Consider the following 26,925-nt stretch of genomic DNA (forward strand, 5'->3'; position numbering starts at 1 on the left):
CAATGACTGCTTCAAACTTACTTTTAGTTGATGACGATTTACATTTCAGTGAGCTAATGTCCATTCGCCTTGAAAGCTTAGGGTATCAAGTATTCGTCGCGCACCGCGCAACCTTAGCACTGTCCATTTTACAAAAGCAGCGCATTGACGTCGTACTGACCGACTTGAGAATGGATCACATGGATGGAATGGCATTATTTCAAGAAATTAAGAAACGATTCAGTGCACTCCCCGTCATCATGATGACAGCGCATGGTTCAATCCCTGATGCAATCGCCGCTACAGAGCAAGGCATTGCAGGCTTTTTAACCAAACCTGTCGATATCTCGGCTTTGCAGGATCTTCTAAACACGGTGCTAAAAGCTAGACCTAACTCAGAAATCGCATCTCAACCTGGGCAATTTTTTGGCCTCTATTATGAAAGCGATGCAATGCATACACTTGTGCATAAGCTTGAAGCAATCGCACGCAGTAAAGCTAATATTATGATCCAAGGCGAGAGCGGCACGGGGAAAGAAGTGACCGCAAAGGCAATCCACTCAGCAAGTGAAGTGTCAAGCGGACCTTTTGTCGCCATAAACTGTGGGGCCGTTCCGGCGAATCTTTTAGAATCCGAGTTATTCGGGCATTTCAAAGGCGCTTTCACCGGCGCAACCAAAGATAAAATGGGACTTGTGCAAGCGGCGGACAACGGCACGCTTTTTTTAGATGAAATTGCGGACATGCCTTTAGAGCTTCAAGTTAAACTGCTTCGTGTTTTACAAGAACGTAAAGTACGTCCAATTGGTGGGCAACAAGAATACGACGTAAATGTCCGAGTCCTATCCGCCAGTCACAAAAATCTGTGGGATGCGGTTCAAAATGGCCTATTTAGAGAAGATTTATACTATCGACTTAACGTGATTTCCGTAACGCTGCCAAGTTTAAAAGAACGCCCTGAAGATATCCCATTATTGGCGAATCACTTTTTAACTTCTTTTGGAGACAAATCATTCAGTCCAGAAGCGATGGCTCGCTTGCTGAATTACGATTGGCCCGGCAACATTCGTCAACTCCACAATGTGGTTGAACATTGCGCGGTCCTTACGCCCAGCAAATTAATCACAGATTCGACCGTTGAGAGCGCATTACCAGTCAACACGACCGCGATGATGCAAGGACTGAATGAAGCAAAAGCGCAATTTGAATACGACTATTTGCAAAAAGTGCTGGCACTTTGCCAAGGTAATGTTGCACAAGCCGCGGTAGTCGCTAAACGCAATCGCTCAGACTTCTATAAGTTACTTAAAAAACACAATATTGCACCTAGTTGAGCCAAATTGACAAATAGCGCATCAAAAACGTATTTGACGATTTTCGACGCGCTATTGAACTTCATCATAAATAAACACGCTTTCAAGTCCTCTCGACTCAATTCTACGTATACTCGTCGACCAACGACGAGGCATCTCAAACATGAAAAAATACGCCTTAAATCTATCCAAAATGGTGCGTAGAAAAAACTCAACAGTAACGAGTAAATCGCTGTAATTTAAATAAACATTTGTAAATTTTGAGTTATACTTTTTAGCACGATTGGATGAGGAGTAACCCAATGAGAATGAGACAAAAGCTGATTTTAGGCTTTGTAATGACTGTTATCGTGCCGATTTTGGCCATTTCTATTGTGAGTATTTCTCAAACAAAACGAGAATCTTTAGAACGTTTCTATGAAACTTCACAAAGTGAAATTCGCCAAGTAGAAAATACTTTCATCCTGTTCTTTGAGCAGATGAAAAATAACGCGCGTTTTCTCGCAAGAAGCAAAGCAGTACTGGCGGCACCACCGAGCACACAACAGTATTTTGGCCCAGAAAAAGAAATGGCGCCGTTAAACGACAGTCCTCAGGAAGCTGAAATATTTAAGCTTTATCAATCCTTTGGTGAAACGCATAAGGAACTGCTGTTTGTGTATTTAGGCACAGAACAAGGTGGCTTTCTCCAGTTTCCCGCTGAACCACTCGGTAATTATGACCCTCGAAAACGACCTTGGTATCAAGCTGTTAAAAACAAACCAAATGAAGTCGTCGTCACTTCTCCGTATCAAGGTGTAACTGGACAAGCAATGGTGTCAGTTGCAACCGCGATTAAGAACGGGGGACAATTCATTGGTGTCCAATCGTTGGACGTCACTTTGGGTACACTTACTGACATCGTTTCAAACATTCGATTTGGTCAAACAGGTTACTTAATTTTACTTTCAGGTGATGGCACGGTACTCGCCGACCCTAGAAATAAAGCGAATAATTTCAAACACATAAATGAATTAAACTCGCCACTTTACGCTGCATTCAAAGCAAATAAAGGTAAAGCAAGTTTCGTCGTTACAGAAGGTAAAAAAGACCTCGATGCCGAAGTCTATCACTCCGATGCGTTGGATTGGCAATTTATCGCGGTAATTGAAACCGATGAAGTGTTGGAATCCGCATACAGTATGTCAGCAAGCATTGGTGGAATCGCTGTCGTGATGCTGGTTTTGTTTAGCTTTATCGCGGTACTCATGGCAAATAAAATTGTCCATCCCATTGAAATGGTCTCGGAAGGTTTACGTGAAATCGCGCAAGGTGAAGGCAATTTATCAAAACGTCTGCAAGTTATCGGTCGGGATGAAATTAGTGAGCTTGCCGCATGGTTTAACCAATTTTTAGATTCCATAAACAGCCTTGTAAAAGATATAAAGAACAATGCTTCAACGCTCAACAAAGAAGCACAGGGTTCACTTTCTCGGATCACTGATATCCGAGATCAAGGGAAGCATCAATCGGTCATTGCACGACAAGCTGCAAACACCACTCAATCTGTAGAAGATATGGCACAAAATGTGAGCCATAACTGCCAAGATGCGCTGACTGAAATTGAAAATACGGACTTACAGGCAACGACAGGCAACAAACTCATTACCAGCACCGTCTCACAAGTCGCGAAATTAAATGAATCGTTAAGTGCATCCGCCCAGTCAATGAGTCAACTAGAAAGCCAAAGTAATAACATTACGAACATTCTTGGCGTTATTCGTGCAATTGCTGAACAAACTAATTTGCTGGCGTTAAACGCCGCAATTGAAGCCGCGCGCGCAGGCGAACAAGGCCGAGGTTTTGCGGTTGTAGCAGATGAAGTTAGAACGTTGGCACAACGTTCTCATGATGCAACCCAGGAAATTGAACAAGTACTTACGAAGCTCATTGAACAAACACGTAGTGTGTCAAAACAAATGACTGAAAGCGTGGGGGAATCAAAGCAGGCGATTAGTGAGTCAGAGCAAGCTCACCAAGCGTTTGACGAAATTGCACGCTCAGTTTCATCCGTCAAACGTATTATCAGCAACATCAGTGCGGAAGCTGAACAACAAGGAAACGCTGCGAGTCTAACGCATCAGCAGATCCAAGGTGTCAGTGATTCTGTTCAGCAAGTGAGTGGCGCGACAGATGCTCTATCAAAAGGCGCAGACCAACTTGTTAAATTAGCCGATTCGCTTGATACGCTCGTTGGACGGTTTAAAGTCGACTAGCAAAGGGGCCTACTTGGCCCCTTTTTACATTCGACACGTCATGATGACATTATCAGTGATAAACATCTCAATACTCAAACTCATTGAATTTGTTACAAACACCCACCAAATTGCATCATAAACAGAATAGAGATCCTGCAAAATAAAGTAATCGATTTTTGCCTCGTACTGTACGCAAACCATCATCAAAAATTAACAACTAATTCACTTTAGGTAATTATCAAATTACTTCAACTTTGACTTTTTGAACGGTGAAATAGAAAATTCATATGTTTCAAAATATAACAAAATTCACAAATTGAATTATCTCCCTTCTACAACCCAACACAAAATACACAGATTTTATTTTTATATTACAACAACTTAAATCAAAAAATAAACCTTACTCCGTTTCTGTTAGTTAGCACAAAAACTGATAAATTAAACAGTTGAAAAATTTTAACTTAGGAACTAGTTGAATTATCAATCCCTCTGTGTAACCATGCGCACCGCATATACATTTTGTAAACAATTTATAAACACAATTATCATTAATAGAACAATTACAACCATTAATTTAACATCAATTGCATCTAACTTAGGTATTGCACGTGCGCCAACAAGACCTGATGCATCGAGTTAAGTATTGGTACTCATCAATTAAACAGTAGAGAGAGTCATGGAAAGGAAACAAAGCTTACTCATCATCACGCATCAAGGTTTCTCATTTGTCGAGGAAATTTCAGCGCTTTTACGTCAAGTTAATGTAATCCCTTGCATCGTCTCCTCCAGACCACAACGTGAAGAACGAATTCAGCTTCTACATTCTTTGAGTGAATTTGTGCATGTATCTAACGACTTATCTCTAACATTTGATGAGGTCGCTAGTTTTGTTGCATCCGTCCAGCCAACATTAAATTTAATTGGATGCATTGCGACCTACGAAGGCTATCGACTAACGATGGCGAAAATAAACGAAATGCTTAACGCCGTTGATTCAAGTACAAAGTCGATAGCTCACACCCTAGACAAATATCTTTTCAGACAACATCTTCTTGACCACAAACTCAGTAGCTGTAATTCATATTTGTTGGATGAAAAAACTCTTAACGACTGTAAAGAAAGTCAACAACGACTTTTCATTAAGCCCCGTCGTGGAGCAGCATCTTTTAGCTCTTTCCCACTAAATAAACACGTCACTTGGTCTTTCATTCAAGAACAAATTCGTCAAATCAAAGACGATGCGACTTTCTCCAGCATGTTCATGGACAATTTTGACTTTATTGCTGAGGACTTTATTGGAGGACAAGAATTTAGCTATGAAGTTGTTCAACTTGATAATGAAATCTACATCGTAGCAATTCATGAAAAAACCACCATTGAAGCCCTTGAGTTTTCAGTGCTAGAACGCGGACTTGTTTCACCTCCAGTAAGCACGATTAACGAACACTGGCACAGAGCAAAAACGTACTTATCCGAAGTACTAAATTGCCTAGGTACGACCAACGGTGTATTCCATATCGAAGCGAAATTTGACGAGACGACGAATCAATTCGAACTTATAGAAATAAATCCACGTATGGGTGGCTCACTTATCAATAGCAGTATTGAGTTGCTCAACGGCAAATATTCCATGTTAGATCTTTGGATTAAGCTTTTGAGTGCGACCCATTCTGAACAACGTTTGGAGCTTGCCCAATTGTTAACTGAAATAGAACAGCAAGCGATGACGAGTGAAGTATCCAGTTACATTCAGATTTTTTACGCCGACGCGGGTAAAACCATCCATAAAGTTCACACAAAAGAATCCGCTTTACCACCACATCAATTTGGAGTTCATGTTAAAGCAGGTATGCAGACCCCTGATTCAAATAGAGAAATATTTGCAGCCGAGGGTATTTGGGCGTTACCAAGAGTTACCAATCTTTTTGAACTCGAAGAGCTCGTTCATGAGTTTGAAGAAATCTTCACGATTGAATATGTGTAATTTTCTCACGCTGTGAATTGGAGTCATTGAAGTGAATACGTTTAATTTGCCGAAATTTGCTATTGGCGTGCTGTCGTTTTTTATTGCGGGTCAATTTCTTTTATTTGCCATACCCCTATTCGTTTATCTTGAACACGAGAACATGGCTGATTTGGGTATGCTGCTATTTATCGAGTGGACTCCAGCTTTAATAGCTTTTCCTCTCGCAGGCTACTGGGTCGACCGATTTGGTGCACCTAAAATTTTCTATATTGCCAACGCAACTCGTGCGATTGCCTGTTTACTCGCTTTTGTTATTTTAATCGCACGACCTGAGTTCACCATCATGGCGGTTACATTGCTTGCAAGCATCGCCTCTTTCTTTTTAGCCTGTGCTCGTGTGGCAACTGAAACGATTGTGAAAGAAAATGCACCTAAAGAACACATTGCAAAGTTTCAATCTACGTTACAAAGTGCTGAGATATCCAGCCTCCTTCTCGGTCCTGCACTTGCCGGACTTTCAGTTACTTACTTTGACAAAGAACACGTTTTACTGATGGCTGGAATCGCTTTTATTGTACCACTTATTACCTGTTACGGACTTACATCACTCCGTGCGAAACAAACACTTTCTGGCCCAGTTAAACAAATGAAAGATGGCTTTTCGGAGCTTTTTTCAAATAAACCTTTGGTTGCTCTCGTTTTACAAAATATGACCATCAACTTTTTAACTAGTGTTGTTATCGGTTTAAACGTCGCGTTTGTAACTGGGATTTTGAAGCTTCCAGCTGAATATTTTGGCTACTTAAACATCTCTGGTGGCGTTGTCAGTTTAGTTTCTCTCGCCTTTGTCCCGTCTCTATTAAAGAGAATGTCGGTTACCCGTTTGGGGATCTCCGGTTTAATAGGTACTTTTTTAATGAGTTTGTTCCTTGCAACTGCCCATGCATACATACCTTATTTACTTGGATTCATTGTCATGCTCTCCGCCGTTTCTTTTTATAACGTGTTCAATCGGACTGAGCGGATAAAGTTGATAGACAAAGAACGTTTCGGTCAAGTTATGGGCGCGTTTTATGTTGTAAATATTGCATCTATCCCACTCTCGGGCCTGTTCATTTACTACATTGCCAACAAAGCAAGTTTTCACTTCATATTAGGTGGCACAACGTTATTTACGGCGATTATTTCGATTCTCATTATGCGCTATTACTTATCTTCCTCCTCTCCCCATCGAGAAGAAATACAGGCAACTCAATAAATTATAAAAACAGAATTCTCTGACAGGAAGAACTTATATGCTAGTTAAATGGTTTCGAGACCCAGTGTATGGTCTAGCTACGCTATGTCTATTATTCATCGCAGGCGTTGTTGCATTTACACACCTGCCGATTTCTTTATTGCCAAATATCGAACGGCCAACATTAAAAATTACAACTCTATGGTACTCCGGCTCAGCAGAAGATGTATTGAACTATGTTGTAGAGCCTCAAGAAAAAGTTCTTCGTGGGCTGCCTGGACTACATGAGGTGACCTCTACCGCATATCGCGGACGTGCAGAGCTAGATTTGGCATTCGACTACGACACCAATATGGACCAAGCGTTTATGAACATTCAGCAACGCTTGAGTATGATACGTTCAAAGCCAGCTGATGCACTGCAACCCAAAATAGAACGCAGCGGTTCATCGAACACGTTAATATTCCTATTTGCTCAAAATAGAGAACAGCCAAACAAAGAAATCGATGCTTTTCAAGATATTCTAGAGTCTGAAGTTGTTACCCGATTACATAGTATCGACGGGGTAAGCCACGTTGAGTTATCCCTATCATCTGAAGAAGAATTACAGTTACTGGTCGATACTGAACAACTTGCCAATCTATCTATTTCTGTCTCACAACTTATAAGCTTACTTGAAGCAAATAAAGACATTTCTGCAGGTTTGATCGGTAAAAATAAATATGCTTATGACTTGCGTTTCAATGGCTATAAATCGACAGAGGCTTTATTAAATACGCCTATTAGGATCAGCAATGGCGCAATAATTACGCTTGGACAAATCGCGACACTAAAGGAAAGTCGAAGTCGTCGCCAACACTTCGTGATCCACAATGGATTTCCCGCGATTGGGATCCACGTTTTTAAAGATCCTGACGCTAACTTGTTACAAGCACTGTCCAATGTATTTGACCTTGTTGAAGAGTTAAATAATGGTGCCTTAGTAAAACACGGCCTGAAACTACAAAAATCGTTTGACCCATCCGTATTTGTGAATCGAGCGATCAATCTCGTGATGTCAAACTTGGTTCTTGGCTCAATGCTGACTTTAATTGCCTTGTATTGGTTTTTACGTCGTTGGAGCTCGACACTCCTTATCACGCTATCCATTGCTAATACGTTATGTGTCAGTTTCATTTTGATGTATCTTTTCAATCGTAACCTCAACATCATCTCTCTCGCAGGGATCGCCCTTTCAACTGGCATTATCGTGGATGCTTCAATCATCGTTTATGACAGCATAACGAAACAACTAAAACGTGGGATTGCCATACTTGACGCGTGCGTTTTAGGTTGCCAAAACGTGTTAAGAGCACTATTTTCCTCTACCGTAACAAGTGTTGTAGTCTTCTTACCTTTGCTGCTACTAACGAGCTTTGAAGGGAAGATATTTTCAGATCTTGCGTTAACAATTTCTCTGTGCGTCACGCTTTCACTCGTTAACAGTATTTTATTTTTGCCGGTTATCTACCGCCTAAAACCCCAATTTTTCTCTACTATAGAGTCACAGGAACAAACTCACTATAAATCGATTTCAACATCGTTAGCGCGTATTGTTTCCAATCCCAAACAGTCGACCATTATCATTGTGGCAATATTAGGCTTGAGTGCATCGGTTTTGTTGACGCTCATACCTAAAGTAGATTTGTTACCAGCCGTTCGCCGCGATGCTATTGATTCCCTGTTGATTATGTCCAAAGGCAGCAATCTTAATGACATCGAACATGGTGTCGGACAAGTCATAACTGAGCGCATAACGCCATATTTGAATGCTGAGAAACAACCCCAAATCGCCAACTACTATGTCGTGGTCTCCCCTGATTTTACGGCGCTAGGCGTTCGTCCCGTAAATAAGTCAGATACGGCTCAGTTAAAACAGGTGATTAAGGAAGAAATTCTATTCGAACTCCCGGGCGTTCGAGCTATAACTTACCAAGCAGGACTATTTGGCGCATTAGAAAGTGCTCGCAGCATTTCCGTTAACGTTACCCACCAGCAGAAAGACAGTAAGAAAGCCGATTTACTCGAGTTCCAAACAAAGCTGGGTAATGCAATATCTGACGCCACAGTGCGCATAATGCCTAGACCTGACCAAGATGTACCGAGAATTTCTATTGTACCGGATGATGTAAAACTAGCTCAGTTCAATTTAACCGGCCAAGACGTTGCTACATTTGTCGCAATGGGAGGAGATGGTTACTATTTAGGGCAATTCCCACACCAACAGAAGATGTTAAATCTAAAACTGTTGGCAAAAGATACCGATTCGATTTCCCAGCTATTAGAAAAGCCTCTTATCGCGCCCTCATTTGGCATTTTGAATTTATCTGATTTAGTGATGACACACACCGATGTCACAACATCAGAACTGCGTAAAATTGATTTCCAAAGAGGCCATACGTTAACAATTTCGATTCCTGACTCCATGACGATGGAACAAGCAACACAACTTGTGGCTGAACAAGTGCAAGCATTTAATCAGCTAGGTCGCGGACGCGCTGTAATTTCAGGTTCATCAGATACGCTAAACAAAGCACTCGACAACTTATTAATGCAGTTTGCATTTGCCATGGCTGTACTTTTCCTGCTGATGCTACTGACATTCCGCTCAGTCTATTTTGCTCTAGTTACCGTTTTGACGCTACCAGTTAGCATGATAGGTGGCTTTGTGGCACTAGCAATTGCCAATGCCTTTGCTCCAGTCTCTCTTGATCTTCTCACATTGATTGGCTTTGTCATTTTGCTTGGCCTTGTAATCAATAACACTATTTTGTTTATAGATAGCTTCAAACAAAACATTGAAGTCTCGCAGAGCTTTCATTCCGCAATCGAAGATGCCTTCTCTAGCCGTTTGCAGCCCATAGCAATGAGTACCGTAACTTCTATCCTAGGCATGCTACCTCTTGCGCTTTTACCTGGTGAAGGTAGCGAGTTATACCGAGGGCTAGGCATTGTAATTGTTGGCGGCATGCTTGTTGGTAGCCCTCTGATCCTCATGTTGGTATCGGCGTTACTCAAACTCACTTACGCAAAACGTAATCAATTAATTCATTCCCCATTAATTGAGGAAACAAACTAATGAAATCCTATTTAAATATTCTACTCATCGCTTTTTCTGGTTTCACATTCGCTGAAAATGTCGTTGAAACTTACCAACTTGAACACCAAGATTCCGTTGCAGAGATCCAATATATTGGACACGTTGAAAGTAAAGATTTGGTGTTAGCCTCAACAGATGTTGCAGGCCGTATTTCCTATTTGGCTGAGCTAGGAAGTCATGTTCATAAGGGCGATGTCGTTGCACAACTTGATGACCCTAAGCTGCATTATGAACTTGCGCAGTTAGAAGCCCAAAAATCGCAAGAAGCCCTTAACCTCAAGCACATTGAAAAAAAGCGCTCAGCCAATTCAATGTTATCTAAAGAAGCTTACAGCTCTGAAGTTGAAACGGACCGCCTCAATACTGAGAAATTGGTGAGTGAGCAGAAACTTAGAAACATCCACGCCCAAATAAACCAGTTACAACAGAAAATTACAAACCTTCGCGTAATCGCTTTTGCTGATGCGGTTGTAACGGAACGATTACATCATATTGGCGAATATATCGAGGAAAATACCGCTATTTTGGCGCTAAATAGCCTAAGTACGGATATTACGACAACAATAACGTCTAGTCATGCAATGACGCTTAAAGTGGGAGAACCCTTGAATGTTAGCATCGGCCAACAAAAAGTTACCGCGGTTATCGAAAAAATCTACCCAATCAACGGTTCGAACAATCAACTTTTTAAAGTCCATTTGCAACCAAATAGCCCTCTCGCAATTGGTCAACTTATCCATGTTGGAATTCCAAAGGTTTATTCAGTTCCAACTATGTTAGTACACGAAGATGCATTGAGAATTCAAGAAGATGGCTATTCCGTTGTCAAAGTAGATGAATCCAAATTGACAGCACAGGTTGTCCCAGTAGAGCTTCTTGATCATCACAAAAATTGGGTTGTGGTCGCTGGAAACCTAAGCCAAGGCGACACCCTAGTGACAAAAGGCAACATGAGTTTGAAAACGGGAGACGCTGTGAAGGTGCTAAATAACAAAACTAACAGCTTGTAAATGTAGGAACTTGCAACGATGGACAACGTAAAACTGATTTGGTTAAACGGACAGTGGCTAGAACAAGAAAGTGCCGTTACAAACGTACTTAGTCATGGCCTCCACTATGGAACGTCGGTATTCGAAGGGGAGCGAATCTACAATGGCAATGTGTTCAGACTGCATGACCACAGCCAACGTTTGATTGACTCAGCCAAGATGCTCGGCTTCGACTTACCTTATTCTGTTGATGAGCTAAATCACGCCACTAAGGAATTAGTCACACGCCTCGACATACAAACTGGTTATGTAAGGCCAGTCGCTTGGCTAGACGATACCTCTTTGGCTATGTTGCCTTCAAGAAACAAAGTCAATGTCGCTATTGCAGCATGGAATTGGCCAGACCTATTTGATGAAGAAACCCGAACTAAAGGTCTTAGACTCGGTTACTCAAAGTGGATGAGGCAACATCCTAAAGCGGCTCCTGTAGCAGCAAAAGCGGGTGGCAACTATTTGAACTCTGTGCTGGCAATCCAAGACGTACGCGGCAAAGGGTTTGATGAAGCATTGCTACTTGATTTTGAAGGCAACATTGCCGAAGCGACAGGCGCGAATATTTTCTTTGTTGAAGGCCAAAAACTGGTGACCCCAATTGCAGATCGCTTCCTCAATGGGATTACAAGACAGACCGTCATTCACATTGCTAACGAGCTAGATATCGACGTAGAACAACGCCGTATTCAACCTGCCGAAGTAGCAAAATTCGACGGTGCCTTCCTGTGTGGAACTGCATATGAAGTATTACCCATACACGTGATTGGGGATTTCGAGTTCGATGTCCCTACATTAACACGTCAAATCATCGATCAATATCAAACATTGTGCGTGCAAGGCTGGGAATGAGATCCATCAGCCGATGACAATAATAGTTATAAGGAAAAATAACATGACGAAGAAAATTACTATTCACACCTTAGGCCCGACAGGTACTAACTGTGAAAAAGCAGCTTCAAAATGGTTTGCTGACAACAACATCGAAGGCGATATTGTTTTACATCAGACACTTGAAATCGCAGTTAAAACAATAGAGAACAGTGATACTGACCTTTTACTCGGCTGTGCGGTTTATCCAGACTTACACAATATTGTTTTCGAGAATTTACCTCGACTCAAATTAATTGATTCTTTCATCATGCCAACGATTGAAATGGTGCTTGCATCCCGAGGTCAGGAGACATTAGCTACCTTTGCAACACACCCAGCACCTCGTAGTCTCGTGTCGCACCTCGCCCCTGTCTTCGTAAATAGTAACGCGGCCGCCGCGTTAGCATGCGCAGCAGGTGAAGCCGATGCATGCATAACCACGGCAGTTGCTGCTGAAGCGAACAATCTGACCGTGTTAGAGAATTTCGGACCCGTCCCTATGTGCTTCACCATCCATTCGACCCACAACTTTCAGCCAAACTATCGGGAGTTAAACTAGTCATGAATAGTCAACTGACACCTTTAGGCAGCGAACTCAGCCATTACACTGACCAACTACGCGAACTCCAAAACAGTCAAGGTCAAGTCGTTGAACAAATTGACAAAGCTAAAGCATTGTTACACATGATCAAGAGCAAGATTACCGACCTTGGTAAGCAACTTGATTGTATTCAGTACTCAAACGCCATCAACCTAGATATCGACAATTGGTTGCTGAATGGGCTGCAAGAAAGTCCAGATTTTATTAACAGTCGCACTCATTTCAACATTCCAGAAAACCAAGCTTGGACCTTCTTCTTTGGTCCATATTTATTGGCAAATGAAGCATCGAATAAAGAAAAAGGTTATCGCTCTGAGTTTTTCATTGTTATGCGAGACGACCCTAGTGTGTGTACTGACCTACACGACAACTACCCTCATCCTCGTAATATCTGCCAGTGTGTCCGTTTACTCGTAGGTAGTGCAGGTATTGCAAAAGGAAATGCACTCGTCTTTTTCCCTGAAAACATTTTGTGTAAGGAAAAAATGGCTCGTCAGCATTTTGCGTTATTTTTCTTCAATAAGTTCGAAGGGATTTATCGCACTTACACGCTACCTAAAGTTCGAGCAGTGTTTGGCGAAAAGGATGCTTTGTTTGACTCACCAACGTGGTTAGCCGGTGAACTAAATACTAAACAGTTCTATGAAGCCCGCTGTGTTTGGGGTTATCTACATGATTTATATCATCACGAAGGGCCGCGTCCATTTGATGAACATGTTTATATCAAAATGAAGTGGCATTTGGGCTTAATGGAAGAAATCAAAGTAGATTGTCAAACAATGCTCACGTTATATAAGGACGAATCGCTACCTTACCGTAAAGAAGCCATCGAACTAATCCTTTTTGAACGTTTAATCCGTTACCCACAAGAACTTGATGCTGAAGCAAACTTTGATTCAGGCACGGGGATTTTTTTACTGGAATGGCTGATGAGCAAATCTGCAATTTCCTTTGATGTTCACACTGCGCAATCTCACATTGATTGGCAAAAGGTTCTTTTAGCAATTGAGGAACTTGTCGAGACCATTTTGTCCCTAGAAGCACTTGATGACGAAAACTACATCGAGCAAGGTCGTGCATTTATAAGTCGCTACTTAAGGTTAGAAACTGGACCAAAACGTTACGCGTTTCAGGAACATCATCATGCCCTGTTCCCACGCACGGCGCTTTATCTGCAACTTAATTTCAACGAAATTGAAATGTACTGAGGATCGCTATGAACATCGCAATCGTAGAACCGATAAGTTCAGGAGCAGCATTGGTCATTGCAGCGAAGGAGCTGGGCCATGACGTATATGTGATCTCGTTTAACGATGCCGATCGCACTTTGCCGCAAATCGTTAAGGATACAGCCACAGACATCATTAAGTTTGAAACTAACGATGACGGACTTTTTGTTCAACAAGTCTGTGCGCTGCACGCGAAAGTGAGATTAGACGCTATTATTTCTGGGAACGAATACTACGTCCCTATTACCGCGATTGCCGCGAACAGAATTGGCGTTAAGGGGCTTCCTCCTGCCACCGTCGAAAACTTGCGCTTTAAGCATAAAATGCGCCAGTGCTTAACTGATGCAGGCCTTGCGACACCTCGCTTCCATATCATCCGAAGTGTGAAAGACATTGAAGAATTGAATACAGAAGGATTGTTTCCCAGTGTATTAAAGCCGCTTGGTGCCGCGGGTAGCGTGCACGTTAAAAAAGTAACCTCCATTGAAGAACTAACTCTAGCATACCTTAACGCACAAGAAGATACCCGTAGTGAACTCGGTTTCGCTATCGGCAACGACATGTTACTGGAAGGCTATCTGGACGGTGAAGAGTTCAGCGTTGATGGCTTTGTTCTCAACGATGAAGTCCACGTGGTTTCAGTCACCAAGAAACTGCTGGAAAAAGAACCTTACTTTGTTGAAGTCGGCCACATTGTGCCCGCGGACATCGATGAAGTTAAACGACAGGACATTACCAATTACATCGCACAATGTGCAAAAGCGCTTGGTTTAGACCTCGGTGCATTTCATGGTGAAATTCGTCTTACCTCAATAGGTCCCGTTCTAATCGAGATCGGCGCAAGACTTCCAGGCGACAAAATAGTTGACTTAGTGCGTTTATCTTCGGGCATTGATTTAGCAAAAACAACCGTGTTGCTCTATCTCGATATGCTAACGGAAGTGCCAAAAAATCTTCAGTTAGGCGTTAGCGGCATTACGTTTTTTGCCAATGAGGAGCTTTCTCAATTTTCTGGGTATTCAGGTGAAGAGCAGCTGCAATCCTTAGACGGCTACGTCAGCCATCAGTTCATGAAGAAAATTGGTGATTCAATTCCTCCGCTGACAGATTACCGCGGTCGTCTTGCTTTTGCTGTGTTTCATCATAAAGAAAGAGCCCAGCTCCTGCATAGCTTATCGCAGGCACAGCAAGTCATTGAACTTTACTAAGGAAAGTAACTATGAATATTCTTGTCTTACATCGTATTCCCTACCACTACATTAACTACGCCAGCACAATAGATCATGATGAACATCACGTCGTTTATGTTGGCGTAGACAGCGCACTTGAAAACATACCTTTAGAAATTAATTGCTCGAAGGTAGTACGAGGAACAGCGCAACCTGTTCACAAAGAAGTGTTAACGGCGATTGAAACTTTAGAAATCACATTTGACCTCATCATTTCGTTGTCAGAATATGAGCTCATGGAAGCCGCTAAGGTGCGTGAAGCACTCGGCGTAAAAGGTCCATCTGTCGACCAAGTTACGTTAGTTCGTGACAAAGTCGCGATGAAAAAAGCAGTAATTGCACATAAATTACGCGTGCCTACTTTTTCCTCATTAAAAGAATGGTTAATTGATAAAGCTGACTTTGATGCCGAATTTGAGATGATTTTAAAGCCAGTCGATGGCGCATCCTCTGAAAATGTCGTTAAATTTCCAAATAGCTTATCATTAAAACACGCGCTTGATGGTCGCTCCACAGGCGTACCTCAATTAGACCAAGACACGCCAAATTATGACGGGTTTGAAGTGGAAGAGTTCATTTCTGGTGCTGTGCGACACTTTGATGGAATTGTCAGAAATGGTCAAGTGACTCTCTGTGTTGGTAGTCGTTATATCAATACACTTTATGAGTTTGCAGCGCACGGCATGCCTTCAGCATCCGTGCAACAAGATCTTACAGAACATGAATGTGACTGGGTACAGAGAGCTGTTGCAGCTGTACAGATTGAACAAGGTGTATTCCACTTAGAAGCGATTGAAACGAAAGAAGAATTGGTCTTTTTAGAAATTGCCCATAGAGCCGGTGGCGCACGGATAATTCCCACTTTCGCAAAACAAACTGGTGTACATTTACCGTCGGTTGAGTTGTCCTTGCTGCTCAATCCAAACTATCAACCTGAAATCACGTTAGACCGCGAAAATAAGTATGCTTGGATAATCGTGCCAGGCCATCACTACGACAAACCTTACTGCCGAGTGTCAGGTTACGAAAGTTTATCTTCATATGACGGATTACTCGCGCTAGAAGTAATTGCACCAGACAAACCTTTGCCGAGTAATATCAGCTATTTGGAAAACCAAATACCGCTTACAGCTTTTATCAAAGCTTCAACAACACATCAGTTGGAAGAGCTAATACAGACCTTGTTCACCAACTTAACAATTGAACTGTCTGATACCCCTTTTAATCATTTATAAGCATGACGACAACGATAAGGAAAGCAAAATGACACAACGAGCGACATTTATGTGGGGCGTACCTACATGTGGCGGCCAAAGCAAAGCAGGCGCAGCCATTGATCTAGGTAATTTTAACTTACCTGGCATGATTGAATACGTAAAGTTCGCGGAAGAATTGGGGATTGAAGGTCTTTTAATGGGTGTAGGCTACCACACACCAGATCCTATCGCGATAGTCGGCCAAATTTTAGCGAGCACCAAAAAAATGAAAATGATGGTGGCCTATCGTGCAGGCGCAATTTCCCCGACATTGTTTACTCAAATGATCAATACGTTGTCCTTTCAAGGTGGCGAACGCATAGCACTAAATTTGCTCGCTGGTATTTCTCCGGCGGAACAAAAGTACTACGGGGACTTTTTGTCTCATGATAAACGCTACGCACGACTGGATGAATTCATTTCCGTGTGTCGCGCCCTTTGGCATGACGATAAACCTGTCGACTTCAAAGGTGAACACTATGAAATTGAACAAGGCCAACTTAGCTTATGTTATCAAGGTGGCACACAACCTGATTTGTATTTAAGTGGCAATTCCGACATTTCTCAGCAAACCGCTATTAATCATGGTGCTACATGGCTTAGGTACAGCGATACCGCTGAAAACATTGCAAAAAGTGCAGCGCCCGCTTTAGCCGCAGGTATAAAAGTGGGTATTCGCATGTCCGTGATTGTACGCCCAACGAGAGAAGAAGCTCTAGCTGAAATTGATCAAATGATGAGTGGCGCGGATATGGAGTGGAAAGCATTCCTAGACGATTACGTCAAGAAATGTGATTCAGTTGCCATTAAATCAACCTTTGAACTCGCTGAAAAAGCGAAAAATGACTGGCTAAATGACGTGCTCTGGACCGGTGCCATTCCTTTTAGAGGCGGGCCGGCTTTAGCCCTTGTTGGTTCGCCGGACGAAGTGGCCAACTACATCATGGAATATAAGCGCGCAGGCGTCTCTACATTCTTGTTTTCGGGTTGGCCGCAACTACAGGAAATGGAATATTTTGCGAAGTTGGTCATTCCAAAAGTCCGAGAATTAGAAGCGATCGAACAGCAAGCAAGCTGCGCAGTGTAACACTGCGCGTTAGGGGAATATAATGCTATCCGAATTAAAACTAGACCAACCTAGAAAACTGAGAGTCGCGCTTGTTTGTGGAAGCCTTAGAGAAGGAAGTTGCACCAAAGTGGCATTGGAGTATGTTGCAAACTACATCGAGTCGCACGCCGATGCATTTCATTTAGACCTACAACTTGCTCCTTTACCCTTTTTTACTGAGCAAAATAAGCAAGAGAACCAATTAGTCATAGAGTTCATTGATCAAATCAAAAATGCGGATGCCATTTTAATAGGCACACCTGAATACCATGGCAGTTTAACTGGTGTGCTCAAAAACGCTTTAGATTACTTAAGTAAAGATGAACTTAAAAACAAACCTATCGCGCTTGTTGCTGTAGGTGCAGGACAATATGGCGGTATAGGTGCACTGGATGCGATGTCGTCGATTATGAAAAACTTACATGCGTTAGTGATTCCTTACCAAGCGGCCATCAGCAGTAGCCACAAAGTAATTCAAAACGGCGAAGTCGTGCTAAATGAATATAAATCACGGTTAGAACATGTAGCAGAGCAATTGCTGCTGTTTACTAAAAGAATTAGCAGCACAGACATTCAACACCAAACAGTTGCGGCTTAACGGCCTAAACACAGTGATTACACTAGGATTAGAGTCATAAACATGAAAATGATAAACAACAATTGGTTAAGCCGTTTCTCAAAGGACCAACCGCTGATGATCGCGGGTCCGTGCAGTGCAGAAACCCAAGACCAAATGCTCACCATTGCACATCAAGTTAAACAATCTGGCGTAGAAATTTTTCGCGCTGGAGTGTGGAAGCCTCGTACCCGTCCAAATACCTTTGAAGGCGTCGGAGAAGAAGGATTAGGTTGGCTCAACGAGGTCAAGCGAGAAACCGGCATGCTAACGGCAACGGAAATTGCGACGTCTGGTCATGCGGAGCTTGCGCTGAAACATGACATCGATGTGCTTTGGATAGGCGCTCGTTCAACCGTCAGCCCGTTTGTCGTTCAAGAAATAGCGGATGCGATTAGAGGAACAGATAAAATTGTACTCGTCAAAAATCCTGTTAGTCCAGACTTAGCGCTTTGGACAGGTGCTTTCGAACGTCTTCAGCAAGCAAATGTAGTTAATTTGGGCGCTATCCACCGTGGGTTTACCACGTATGGTTCAAGCGTATATCGCAATCAACCAAATTGGCCTCTCGCGCTTGATTTTAAGAATCAACTGCCTGAAATCCCATTGATTTGTGACCCTTCACATATCGCTGGTGTACGCGACTTTGTTGCACCACTGGCCAAAGAAGCGCTTGAACTGGGGTATCACGGATTAATGATTGAAACGCACCATACCCCGGACAGTGCTTGGAGTGATGCGAAACAACAAATTACGCCTGAAACATTGTCTGCACTAATGACTGAACTCGTTGATTTGTATCAAAGCGTTGACCACACATGCCCGAATAAAGCCTTACAAAAGCTTCGTTACAAAGTCGATATTTTTGATCAGCAACTTATCAATACGTTAGCACTTCGCATGAAAACGACCAACGACATAGGAATGCTAAAAAAACAACATGGCATCGAAATATTAAAAGCGAATAGATGGGAGGAAGTTATCCATCGTATGCTTGCGCTTGCGAAGGAAAATGGGTTGCCAGAAAGCTTTATTGAAAATACGTTCAACATGATCCATGAAGAATCGTTGAAACAACAACTGTCACTTCATAATTAGCATGTACTCATGCACAACCGGATTGAATGGAAAGTAACATTTACCTTGCTTAATGCTACTTTCCTTATTTTTCAATTTGCTTTAAGCAACTAAGTGCTCATAAGCTTGAGAAGCCATCACCGGCACAAACTCAGTAATGGTATATGTGACTAAACCACTTTGAATAAATGGGTCAGCGTTTAATATTTCAGTTAATTCCTCTTTGCTTTCATGCTGAGAAATTAAAATACCGCCGGAACGGGGAACTTTGCGGCCACCAAACATCAATTTCCCGGATTCGTACTGCTTACCCAAGTATTCACGGTGACGCTCTGTCAGTTCCGGTGTGATTTGTTCAACATCGGTAAAAGTCATATCAACAAAAAACATAAAAGTCTCGCTTTTTAAAAAAATTGGTATAAATTGCTACTTATTTAGTAGCAATTTACCGCTTCTTTTTAAGTAGCGCAATATTTATGACAACGCCTGTACCTAAAAAATCTGTTCGAGGTTCAAATTCTGGCATCGCAATCATGGCCGTGTTCGACCTTCTTGGCCGAAAGTGGAATATGCGTATCATGTGGGAATTACGCACACAGAATTTGAGCTTTAGAGCCATTCAACAAACATGCGATGGAATGTCACCTTCAGTGTTAAACAACCGCATGAAACAATTAACGGAAGCAAAACTCGTTGTTTCCTCGTCAAATGGTTACGAGTTGACTCAACTCGGGCAATCGTTAATGAGCACGTTAGACCCACTTCGCCATTGGTCGCAAGAATGGGAAGCCGAGTTAAGTACGAAATCCAGTGAGTGACAATGTCGTCAATCAAAACACCGAGACTCGTTTAGTTGTTTAAGAATGAATCAATTGCACCTATAAAATACCGACTTATATCCGGTGTTAGAATTTTTATTCTAGTTGAATGAAATTCAACCTCAGATTGTCATATTTGTGTCATATACTCAATGCATTATACGCACCCTAGTTACTCTATTCGGTCTTAGATAATGTTGTTTGATGGCATAATGGCAGACATTCCAGCTCAAAAACGTCAAAGTGCGTGTGCTGCTATTAACTTTGATTACACACCAATTTATCCGCCTCAGCTAACGGTGGAAGACGGAAAAATCGCGATTAGTTGTGATTTGCCAGAGGATGCGTGTGTAGGCGACATTATTTTACTGTCTGCAACCGCCATAGACGCCCGTAACAGTAATTTTACAACTCAATTAACGTTGACAGAGCATCATCTGACATTGAGAAAATTTAATGATTCGCTATCTGGCAAAGGCCATGATGGTGATTACGTTTTACAACTTAATTTATATGGCAAACACACAGCTATCAAAAACAGCAACAGCTTTTCGGTTGCAATTACGAACGCACATGTGGAGTCATCCTCGGTTTTAACCTCTCCCCTTGGATCCAATTGGATTGAGAGAGTAAAGCAAGGAGCAAAACAAAGCTTCATTGCTTTACTCTCGGCTTTTTAAACGCATATTGTTTTCTGAGCCTGATTGCATTGGGTTTATGCCTAACGCAACTTTAGTCTATTTATTGTGCAAATGAATTGACACTTGAACGTAAAACTTCCATCTTTAGTTTATTAATCGTTCAAGAACAGGTTGTTTAGTGCCAGAAGTTCTGTCTCAGCGTTTACTAAATCACATTTTCGAAGGATTACCGGTTGGTGTTGTCGCGGCAGAAATCGAGACCAAAAAACTCGTTTACGCCAATACCAATTTTCTAACGATGGTCAATTATCGTCTTGAGGAAATTCAAGCGATGACCCCTATGGATTTGCATACCATCGATGAACTTCCACGCGTCATTGAAACCTTTCAACAAATGGTTGATGGCAGTCTAGACCGAGTGCACGCCATTAAAGTCAGGCGAAAGGATGGCAGTGTCTTTATCGCTGATATTCATTTTACTGCTTCTGACCCAAGTCAATCAGGATTGGTGGTCGCAACCTTTCAAGACATCACCGATAGCTATCTGGCCGCTAAAGCACTCGAAGAACAAGAAGCTCGATTAAGACTCGCCTTTTCCGTCGCAAAGCAAGCTTGGTTCGATTTAGATCTTCCCTCTGGGACGATACAAGTGAGCGATGAACATGCCTTAATGCTTGGCTACAATCCTAAGTCATTTTCCAAATCCTTACGGTCGTGGCATCAACTTATCCATCCCGCCGACAGAAAAGCGATCTTCTCGGCGTTTCGCCGCTATATTCAAGGAAAAACAAATGAATTTCGAGTTGAATATCGACAACGTGCAAGCGATAACACTTGGAAATGGACCCAGGCACTGGGTAAAGTCATCGAATGGCAACCCGATAACAAAGCAAAACGTCTGATTGGTCTTAACACCGACATCAATAAACACAAGGTGCTTGAAACACAACTCGAAACTGAAAGCACCTTTCTAAAATCTGTGCTCGCAAACATTCCCGACTTGATCTGGTTGAAAGACCCTGAAGGTGTCTATATCGGTTGCAACAAGCGCTTTGAATCACTGTTTGGCATTGCGGAAGATCTCATCATTGGCAACCGTGATATTGATTTTGTCGATGAGGAACTCTCTGAACTATTTCGACATTTCGACCAGCTCGCACTTAAAACCGATAAACCCGTAAGAAATGAAGAATGGTTGACCTTTAAATCAGATGGTCATCAAGAACTGGTCGAAACGACCAAGGTCCCGCTAAAAACAAATAAAGACCAAATCATTGGTGTTCTGGGTATCGCTCATGACATCACAGACCGCCACCAAAGTGAGAACAAGTTAAAACTCGCCGCATCGGTATTTCGCACAGCAATGGAAGGCATCATGATTACGGATGCTGAAGGCACAATCGTCGAAATAAACGAATCTTTTACTCGCATCACTGGGTACGCGCGCGAAGAAGCAATTGGCCAAAATGCACGGTTGCTCGGCTCTGGAAAACAATCCGATTCTTTCTATGAAACAATGTGGCACAACTTGGCACAGCTAGGACGTTGGTCTGGCGAGATATGGAATCGCCGTTCAAGCGGTGAGGTATACGCTGAATTTCTTAATATCAGTGCAGTAAAAGACAGTAAGGGAAATGTCTCTCATTATATCGGTGTTTTTTCGGATATTTCGACCTTAAAAGAGCAAGAAAAACAACTGGAATTCGTTGCCCAATATGATGTGTTAACAGGGCTACCAAATCGTGCGTTGCTGCTAACCCAATTACGCCAAGAGTTGCTAAAAATGAAGCACTCACTCAAGGCCTGTGCGGTGGTTGTTATTGATTTAGATTCCTTTAGAGAAATCAACGATACAAAAGGCAACCATGTGGGTGATTTAGTCTTAATTGAAGCAGCGGCGCGATTTAAGACTATTCTACGTGACCATGATATTCTTTCTCGTATCGGAGGCGATGAATTCATTGTTGTTTTAACGGAGCTGACTGATCCGCATTTGTGTGTGGCGGTACTTGAGCGGTTACTTTACGCTGCAGCAGACTTATTTTTGATTGAAGACCATCAATTTAAACTGACCGCAAGTATTGGCGTTACCTTTGCAGAACAACATACTGACCTGTCTGCTGAAAAGCTAATTCGACAAGCGGATCAAGCTATGTATCATGCAAAAATTGCAGGCAAAAACCGTTTTCATGTTTTCAATCCAGAAGACGACCAAGATGCGCGACTGCGCTTTGATACCATCAACGAAATCCGCGAAGGTTTAGTCAAAGATGAATTTGTTCTCTATTACCAACCGAAAGTCGCCATTCATACGGGTGATATTATCGGGTTCGAAGCGCTCATCCGTTGGCAGCATCCAATTAAGGGGTTATTAAATCCGGTGAGTTTTATTCCTATCATCAGTATGCACCCTCTTGCAATTGAACTAGGCAACTGGGTTTTAAAAGAAGCGCTAGGGCAGCTCTCGCAGTGGAACTCTCAAGGTTTTATCACCAAAGTAAGTATCAATATCGACAGTATACAGCTCAATGACCCTGATTTTAGTCAACGGGTACTTTCGCGTCTTGCCGATTTCACCAATGTTGACCCCGCTCAACTCGAACTGGAAATATTAGAAACCAACGCGCTTGAGGAAATTCAAAATGTATCTCAGCTCATTGAAGAGCTTCAAAGTAATGACATTCATTTTGCGCTAGACGACTTTGGAACCGGGTATTCATCGATGACTTTCCTAAAGAATCTGCCAGCAACTACGATAAAAATTGACCAAAGCTTTGTTCGTCAGATGCTATTTGACCGCGAACAGATGATTATTGTGGACAGCATCATCAATTTGAGTAAACGTTTTGGCCGTACCGTGCTCGCAGAGGGAGTCGAAACGGAGCTCCATGGTTTGTTTTTAAGCGCGCTTGGTTGTGAACTTGCGCAAGGCTATGGTGTCGCCAAACCAATGCCTGCATCTGAGGTCTTACGGTGGACGCAGAAATGGCAATGTCCAACGCTATGGACACAAGTAAGGCAACTTAGTCCAAGTGAGGTGGATACATTACTATTGGTAGTAGAACATATTGGTCAGTGCCGAGCACTTCGCATTGAGCACAACCACCACACGCTTAGAACGTCACCTTTCGAAAAAACAGACTTTATTAATTGGGATTGCTCACTTGCCACTCTAACAGATCCCAATTTGCATCAAATAAACCAACAAATACCGGCGGAAATTGAAGCACTCAGACTCGCCCTAAATCATGGTCAGTCGTGTGACGATCTTGCTCTCCAGAGCAATCAAATTATAGCGCACATGCTAAAAATCATTTTTAGAGACCCCAACTTTGAGCTGCCAATCAATTGCAAAATGTTCGAGTTTGACCAATAACGCCTTTCCAACGTATCGTTTTTGTTTCGTCCAAGTTTAAATGCTATTTTTCATTGCCCTAATAAGGTAGGCTTAGTTTTCCCATAGAGAGATTGGCAAGTGTGACCGAACTCTGTGCCGTTTGAGTCAACGCTTCGTTAGCTAACACCGCAAACAACACCGCTTCTTTCGCATTAGGATCGATTCCCAAAGAAGCTGTCGTATTCCATTTAACATTCGGGTTTAGTTTTAACCGAATAGCCCGTGCTAAGACAGGATTCTGAACACCGCCTCCACTTGCAAAAACCTCTGCATCTTCGTACGGTTGGGTTACCATATTAATGTGGTTTGCAACAGCACAAGCGCTGAATTCGGTCAGTGTCGCGACGACGTCTTCTTTAGCAAGAGATACGGTTGATGACTCCAACATGGCCTGCTCAAGCCAGTTCAGGTTAAACACTTCCGGACCCGTTGATTTAGGTAATGGTTTCGCTAAAAACGGATGAATAAGTAGTGCGGCCAATAAAAGGGCGTTTACCTCGCCCTGTTCAGCAATCGCACTATCGCTGTCAAATGGCTGATTATAATGCAACCGAACATACGCATCGACAATCGTATTAGCCGGGCCTATGTCTGAACAAATTACCTCTGATAATTCAGCACCCGCAGGCAGTAAGGTAATGTTGGCGATTCCGCCTAAATTTAAAAGAACGCGAGTACGTTTCTTGTCACCAAACAAACAGTAATCACCGTAGATAGCCAGAGGAGCACCTTCCCCGCCAGCCGCGACATGCTTTTGTCGAAAATCAGAAAACGTTGGAATTTTTGTCGTTACTGCAATGTGATCTGCATCGCCAATTTGCAGTGTCCCATGTTTAAAATCATCGTAAGTGTGTTGGTGTTTTGGGCAATGGAAAATAGTCTGGCCGTGGCTCGCGATTAAATCAACACTACGTGCCTCTATTTGCCATTTTTTAAGACACGTTAAAACCAAGTTACCGTGGTATTCACCAAGCCAAGCGTTTAAGAGTGTTAAATATTCTAGATCTACCGATTTTTGCGCAAAAACTTCCCTTATCTTTTGCTTTACATCTATCGGGTATTCCACTGTTTCAAAGGCTACGACAGTACATTCGGTGTTCACACCTCGACCACGTACTTCGCATAACGCAATATCCAATCCGTCGAGCGATGTGCCACTCATAAGCCCGATGATTTTACGTGATGAAGCGATGCTTAGATTAGCAAGAATTTGAAACAGCGTAGGAGATTGCTCAGACATGGGGATTTCCTTTGAGAGGCAATGGCAATGCCTCGACAAAGTATCACATTCCGACAACATGGTTAAGTAACGAAAGCTCTAATGATCTGCTTTCGCTGGAAGAGTATGAAAAGCAATACAAAGATCGGCTGAGAAGTGTCTAGATTATTGGTGTCGATTCATACCGTCAGGATAAGTCAGCTAAGTACGATTTCCGTTTTTATCGTATTCATAGCTCACGCTTCGACTTGTTCCCATTGAGTTGCTTGAGCTTATCAATTGCCCAAAGCCTTCCGTCTCCTCTGATTTTAACCACTGCAAGTTTCAGGACAAAACACTTTGTTCAAATCGTTTGGTCGACACCAATCCAATTTGCGACTCTTTCGATTCTTCTTGGTCGTCATTATCAGGCGATTTGTCGCATTTTAGAAACATTCACTCTTTCAATGTGAATTGTTATATTATAACATTTACATAATGATATAATATAACATTATGTAAGCCATGGTATTTGAGTAACGATAGTTGACTCAACAATTGTGGCTAAGCGCTCAATAACATCGAAGGATTTAGTAAACATGACTTTGTTTTCCAACTTAAAACTTACCACTGTCGCCTTAAGCGGTGTGCTAATTACCGGCTGTTTTGATGGAGGTTCAAAAGGCGTAATAAAACATAATATTGAAAGCCCAACTACCAACAATGGGCATGATCACACTGTTGAACCAAAAGGCCGTTTAGTCCTTCTCAATCAGGATAAAAGCGAAGCTCACGTTTTCGATTTAAATCAACGCAAGATTTTGGAAAGCTTTTCGCTAAGCACTTCAAGCGTTGCGTTGCAAACCTCTGCTGGCGGGCGGTATGCACTACTCAGTGACAGACAAAACGATGTCGTTTCGTTTATTGACGGTGGCCTTTGGCAAGAAACTCATGACGACCACCAGCACAGTTATGAGCAGGCACCAACCTTTAGCAACTTTGAATTACACGGCTCTGCACCAACTCACATAACGTATTCAGATGAAAATACAATTGTATTTAATGATGGAAATGCCGCCACGGGCGCAAACGCATCCATTCAAATTATTGATGATACATCTATCACTAATCGCCGTATTAAAGCCACATTAGACTTTGAAATCAACATGCATGGCGTTGCAAAACTTCACCAAAATACCTTGTTTGCGACGGTACGCCGCGGCGACGACGAGAGCACGTCCAATGCAAAAGTTCTCCCAGATCAAATTGGTGTTTATGAACTGCATGAAGACCACTTCCACTTTGACTCTGTATTAGACATAACCTGCCCTGACTTACATGGTGCAGCTCAAAACCATGAAGCCGTTGCGTTTGCGTGTCGAGATGGTGTCGTCATCACGCATTCTCATAATGGACAATTTGAAAGTGATAAAATTACAAACATCGAAGCAATAGCCGACTTACGTATTGGCACCTTATTTGGGCACCACAAAAGTAACACCTTCATAGGGACTGCCAGTAATCGCGCAACCGGTGAAGTAAAGATCCTGACTATTACGCCAGATGAAAATGAAATGGCACTGTTAGATTGGCAACCAGTGGCAAATGCACAGCCCATATCGTATGCCTTTAATGTCGATGGCACACAATTTTTGATTTTAGATAATCAAGGTAACCTTACTGTCGTTGACGCCCATCAACACGACGGTCATGTTCACTGGACGTTTAAACAACGAATCGATGTTAGCGTAGCGGATATTTCAACGCTTCCTGAAGGCCAACGCTTTGGATTGGTCGTCTCTAAACGAGAAAACACGGCTTACGTTACCGACTCAGCCACGTCCACCATTCTCGCAGTCAATATCGCCACAGGTGAAATTGAAGACACTATAACACTTACGTTTACACCAAGTAGCATGACTTGGCTTGGGATCCCTGAAGGCGACCAACACTAAGCTCTAGTTTCCTTAC

At 42.4% G+C, this 26,925-nt stretch carries 20 protein-coding genes; 18 read left to right on the plus strand and 2 right to left on the minus strand.

Features of this window, described 5'->3' with window-relative positions; all coding sequences use genetic code 11:
* The first annotated feature begins 2 nt into the window (after positions 1 to 2).
* From NI389_RS18135 to NI389_RS18200, 14 genes are all read left to right on the plus strand, one after another.
* On the plus strand, positions 3 to 1,313 hold the full coding sequence (locus NI389_RS18135) for a sigma-54-dependent transcriptional regulator (protein ID WP_308362819.1): 1,311 nt from the start codon (positions 3 to 5) through the stop codon (positions 1,311 to 1,313).
* A 281-nt stretch (positions 1,314 to 1,594) separates the two neighbouring features.
* Positions 1,595 to 3,547 (plus strand): methyl-accepting chemotaxis protein, encoded by a 1,953-nt coding sequence (locus NI389_RS18140; protein ID WP_308362820.1) that lies wholly within the window; start codon positions 1,595 to 1,597, stop codon positions 3,545 to 3,547.
* Between the two features lie 658 nt (positions 3,548 to 4,205).
* Positions 4,206 to 5,513 (plus strand): ATP-grasp domain-containing protein, encoded by a 1,308-nt coding sequence (locus NI389_RS18145; protein WP_308362821.1) that lies wholly within the window; start codon positions 4,206 to 4,208, stop codon positions 5,511 to 5,513.
* A gap of 31 nt (positions 5,514 to 5,544) precedes the next feature.
* The gene (locus NI389_RS18150; RefSeq protein WP_308362822.1) at positions 5,545 to 6,753 is read left to right on the plus strand and encodes an MFS transporter; all 1,209 of its coding nucleotides are present in this window, start codon (positions 5,545 to 5,547) and stop codon (positions 6,751 to 6,753) included.
* Between the two features lie 37 nt (positions 6,754 to 6,790).
* Positions 6,791 to 9,850, plus strand: coding sequence for an efflux RND transporter permease subunit (locus NI389_RS18155; RefSeq protein WP_308362823.1), 3,060 nt, complete (start codon positions 6,791 to 6,793; stop codon positions 9,848 to 9,850).
* Positions 9,850 to 10,881 carry an efflux RND transporter periplasmic adaptor subunit gene (locus NI389_RS18160; RefSeq protein WP_308362824.1) on the plus strand — a complete coding sequence of 344 codons (1,032 nt, stop codon included), beginning with the start codon at positions 9,850 to 9,852 and terminating at the stop codon, positions 10,879 to 10,881. Before NI389_RS18155 ends, NI389_RS18160 begins: the two co-directional genes overlap by 1 nt.
* A gap of 18 nt (positions 10,882 to 10,899) precedes the next feature.
* The gene (locus NI389_RS18165; protein WP_308362825.1) at positions 10,900 to 11,763 is read left to right on the plus strand and encodes a branched-chain amino acid transaminase; all 864 of its coding nucleotides are present in this window, start codon (positions 10,900 to 10,902) and stop codon (positions 11,761 to 11,763) included.
* Positions 11,764 to 11,806: 43 nt separating this feature from the next.
* Positions 11,807 to 12,343, plus strand: coding sequence for a hypothetical protein (locus tag NI389_RS18170; protein WP_308362826.1), 537 nt, complete (start codon positions 11,807 to 11,809; stop codon positions 12,341 to 12,343).
* Between the two features lie 2 nt (positions 12,344 to 12,345).
* On the plus strand, positions 12,346 to 13,593 hold the full coding sequence (locus NI389_RS18175) for a DUF6421 family protein (protein ID WP_308362827.1): 1,248 nt from the start codon (positions 12,346 to 12,348) through the stop codon (positions 13,591 to 13,593).
* 8 nt (positions 13,594 to 13,601) lie between these two features.
* A complete protein-coding gene (locus tag NI389_RS18180; protein ID WP_308362828.1) occupies positions 13,602 to 14,822 on the plus strand; it encodes an ATP-grasp domain-containing protein in 1,221 nt (406 codons plus the stop codon).
* A gap of 11 nt (positions 14,823 to 14,833) precedes the next feature.
* Positions 14,834 to 16,078 (plus strand): ATP-grasp domain-containing protein, encoded by a 1,245-nt coding sequence (locus NI389_RS18185; protein ID WP_308362829.1) that lies wholly within the window; start codon positions 14,834 to 14,836, stop codon positions 16,076 to 16,078.
* A 28-nt stretch (positions 16,079 to 16,106) separates the two neighbouring features.
* Positions 16,107 to 17,186, plus strand: a complete 1,080-nt coding sequence (locus tag NI389_RS18190) for an LLM class flavin-dependent oxidoreductase (protein ID WP_308362830.1) — start codon at positions 16,107 to 16,109, stop codon at positions 17,184 to 17,186.
* Between the two features lie 22 nt (positions 17,187 to 17,208).
* Positions 17,209 to 17,805, plus strand: coding sequence for an NADPH-dependent FMN reductase (locus NI389_RS18195; protein ID WP_308362831.1), 597 nt, complete (start codon positions 17,209 to 17,211; stop codon positions 17,803 to 17,805).
* A 42-nt stretch (positions 17,806 to 17,847) separates the two neighbouring features.
* Complete coding sequence (locus NI389_RS18200; protein WP_308362832.1) at positions 17,848 to 18,921, plus strand: bifunctional 3-deoxy-7-phosphoheptulonate synthase/chorismate mutase type II; 1,074 nt, start codon at positions 17,848 to 17,850, stop codon at positions 18,919 to 18,921.
* Between the two features lie 81 nt (positions 18,922 to 19,002).
* Here the strand turns inward: NI389_RS18200 and NI389_RS18205 are convergent, their stop codons facing one another.
* Positions 19,003 to 19,290: a YciI family protein gene (locus tag NI389_RS18205; protein ID WP_308362833.1), complete on the minus strand. Its 288-nt coding sequence runs from the start codon at positions 19,288 to 19,290 to the stop codon at positions 19,003 to 19,005.
* A gap of 86 nt (positions 19,291 to 19,376) precedes the next feature.
* On the opposite strand from NI389_RS18205, the gene NI389_RS18210 reads away from it, so the two are divergent.
* From NI389_RS18210 to NI389_RS18220, 3 genes are all read left to right on the plus strand, one after another.
* A complete protein-coding gene (locus NI389_RS18210) occupies positions 19,377 to 19,718 on the plus strand; it encodes a winged helix-turn-helix transcriptional regulator (RefSeq protein ID WP_308362834.1) in 342 nt (113 codons plus the stop codon).
* Positions 19,719 to 19,930: 212 nt separating this feature from the next.
* Complete coding sequence (locus NI389_RS18215) at positions 19,931 to 20,398, plus strand: hypothetical protein (RefSeq protein WP_308362835.1); 468 nt, start codon at positions 19,931 to 19,933, stop codon at positions 20,396 to 20,398.
* 139 nt (positions 20,399 to 20,537) lie between these two features.
* The gene (locus tag NI389_RS18220) at positions 20,538 to 23,735 is read left to right on the plus strand and encodes a bifunctional diguanylate cyclase/phosphodiesterase (protein ID WP_308362836.1); all 3,198 of its coding nucleotides are present in this window, start codon (positions 20,538 to 20,540) and stop codon (positions 23,733 to 23,735) included.
* Between the two features lie 58 nt (positions 23,736 to 23,793).
* Here the strand turns inward: NI389_RS18220 and NI389_RS18225 are convergent, their stop codons facing one another.
* Entirely contained in the window at positions 23,794 to 24,996 is a 1,203-nt protein-coding gene (locus NI389_RS18225) for an anhydro-N-acetylmuramic acid kinase (RefSeq protein ID WP_308362837.1), read from the minus strand.
* A 557-nt stretch (positions 24,997 to 25,553) separates the two neighbouring features.
* Between NI389_RS18225 and NI389_RS18230 the strand changes: the two genes are divergently transcribed.
* Complete coding sequence (locus NI389_RS18230) at positions 25,554 to 26,909, plus strand: 5-methyltetrahydrofolate--homocysteine methyltransferase (RefSeq protein WP_308362839.1); 1,356 nt, start codon at positions 25,554 to 25,556, stop codon at positions 26,907 to 26,909.
* Positions 26,910 to 26,925: the final 16 nt, after the last annotated feature.

Source organism: Pseudoalteromonas xiamenensis (assembly GCF_030994125.1).
Lineage (GTDB): Bacteria > Pseudomonadota > Gammaproteobacteria > Enterobacterales > Alteromonadaceae > Pseudoalteromonas > Pseudoalteromonas xiamenensis_B.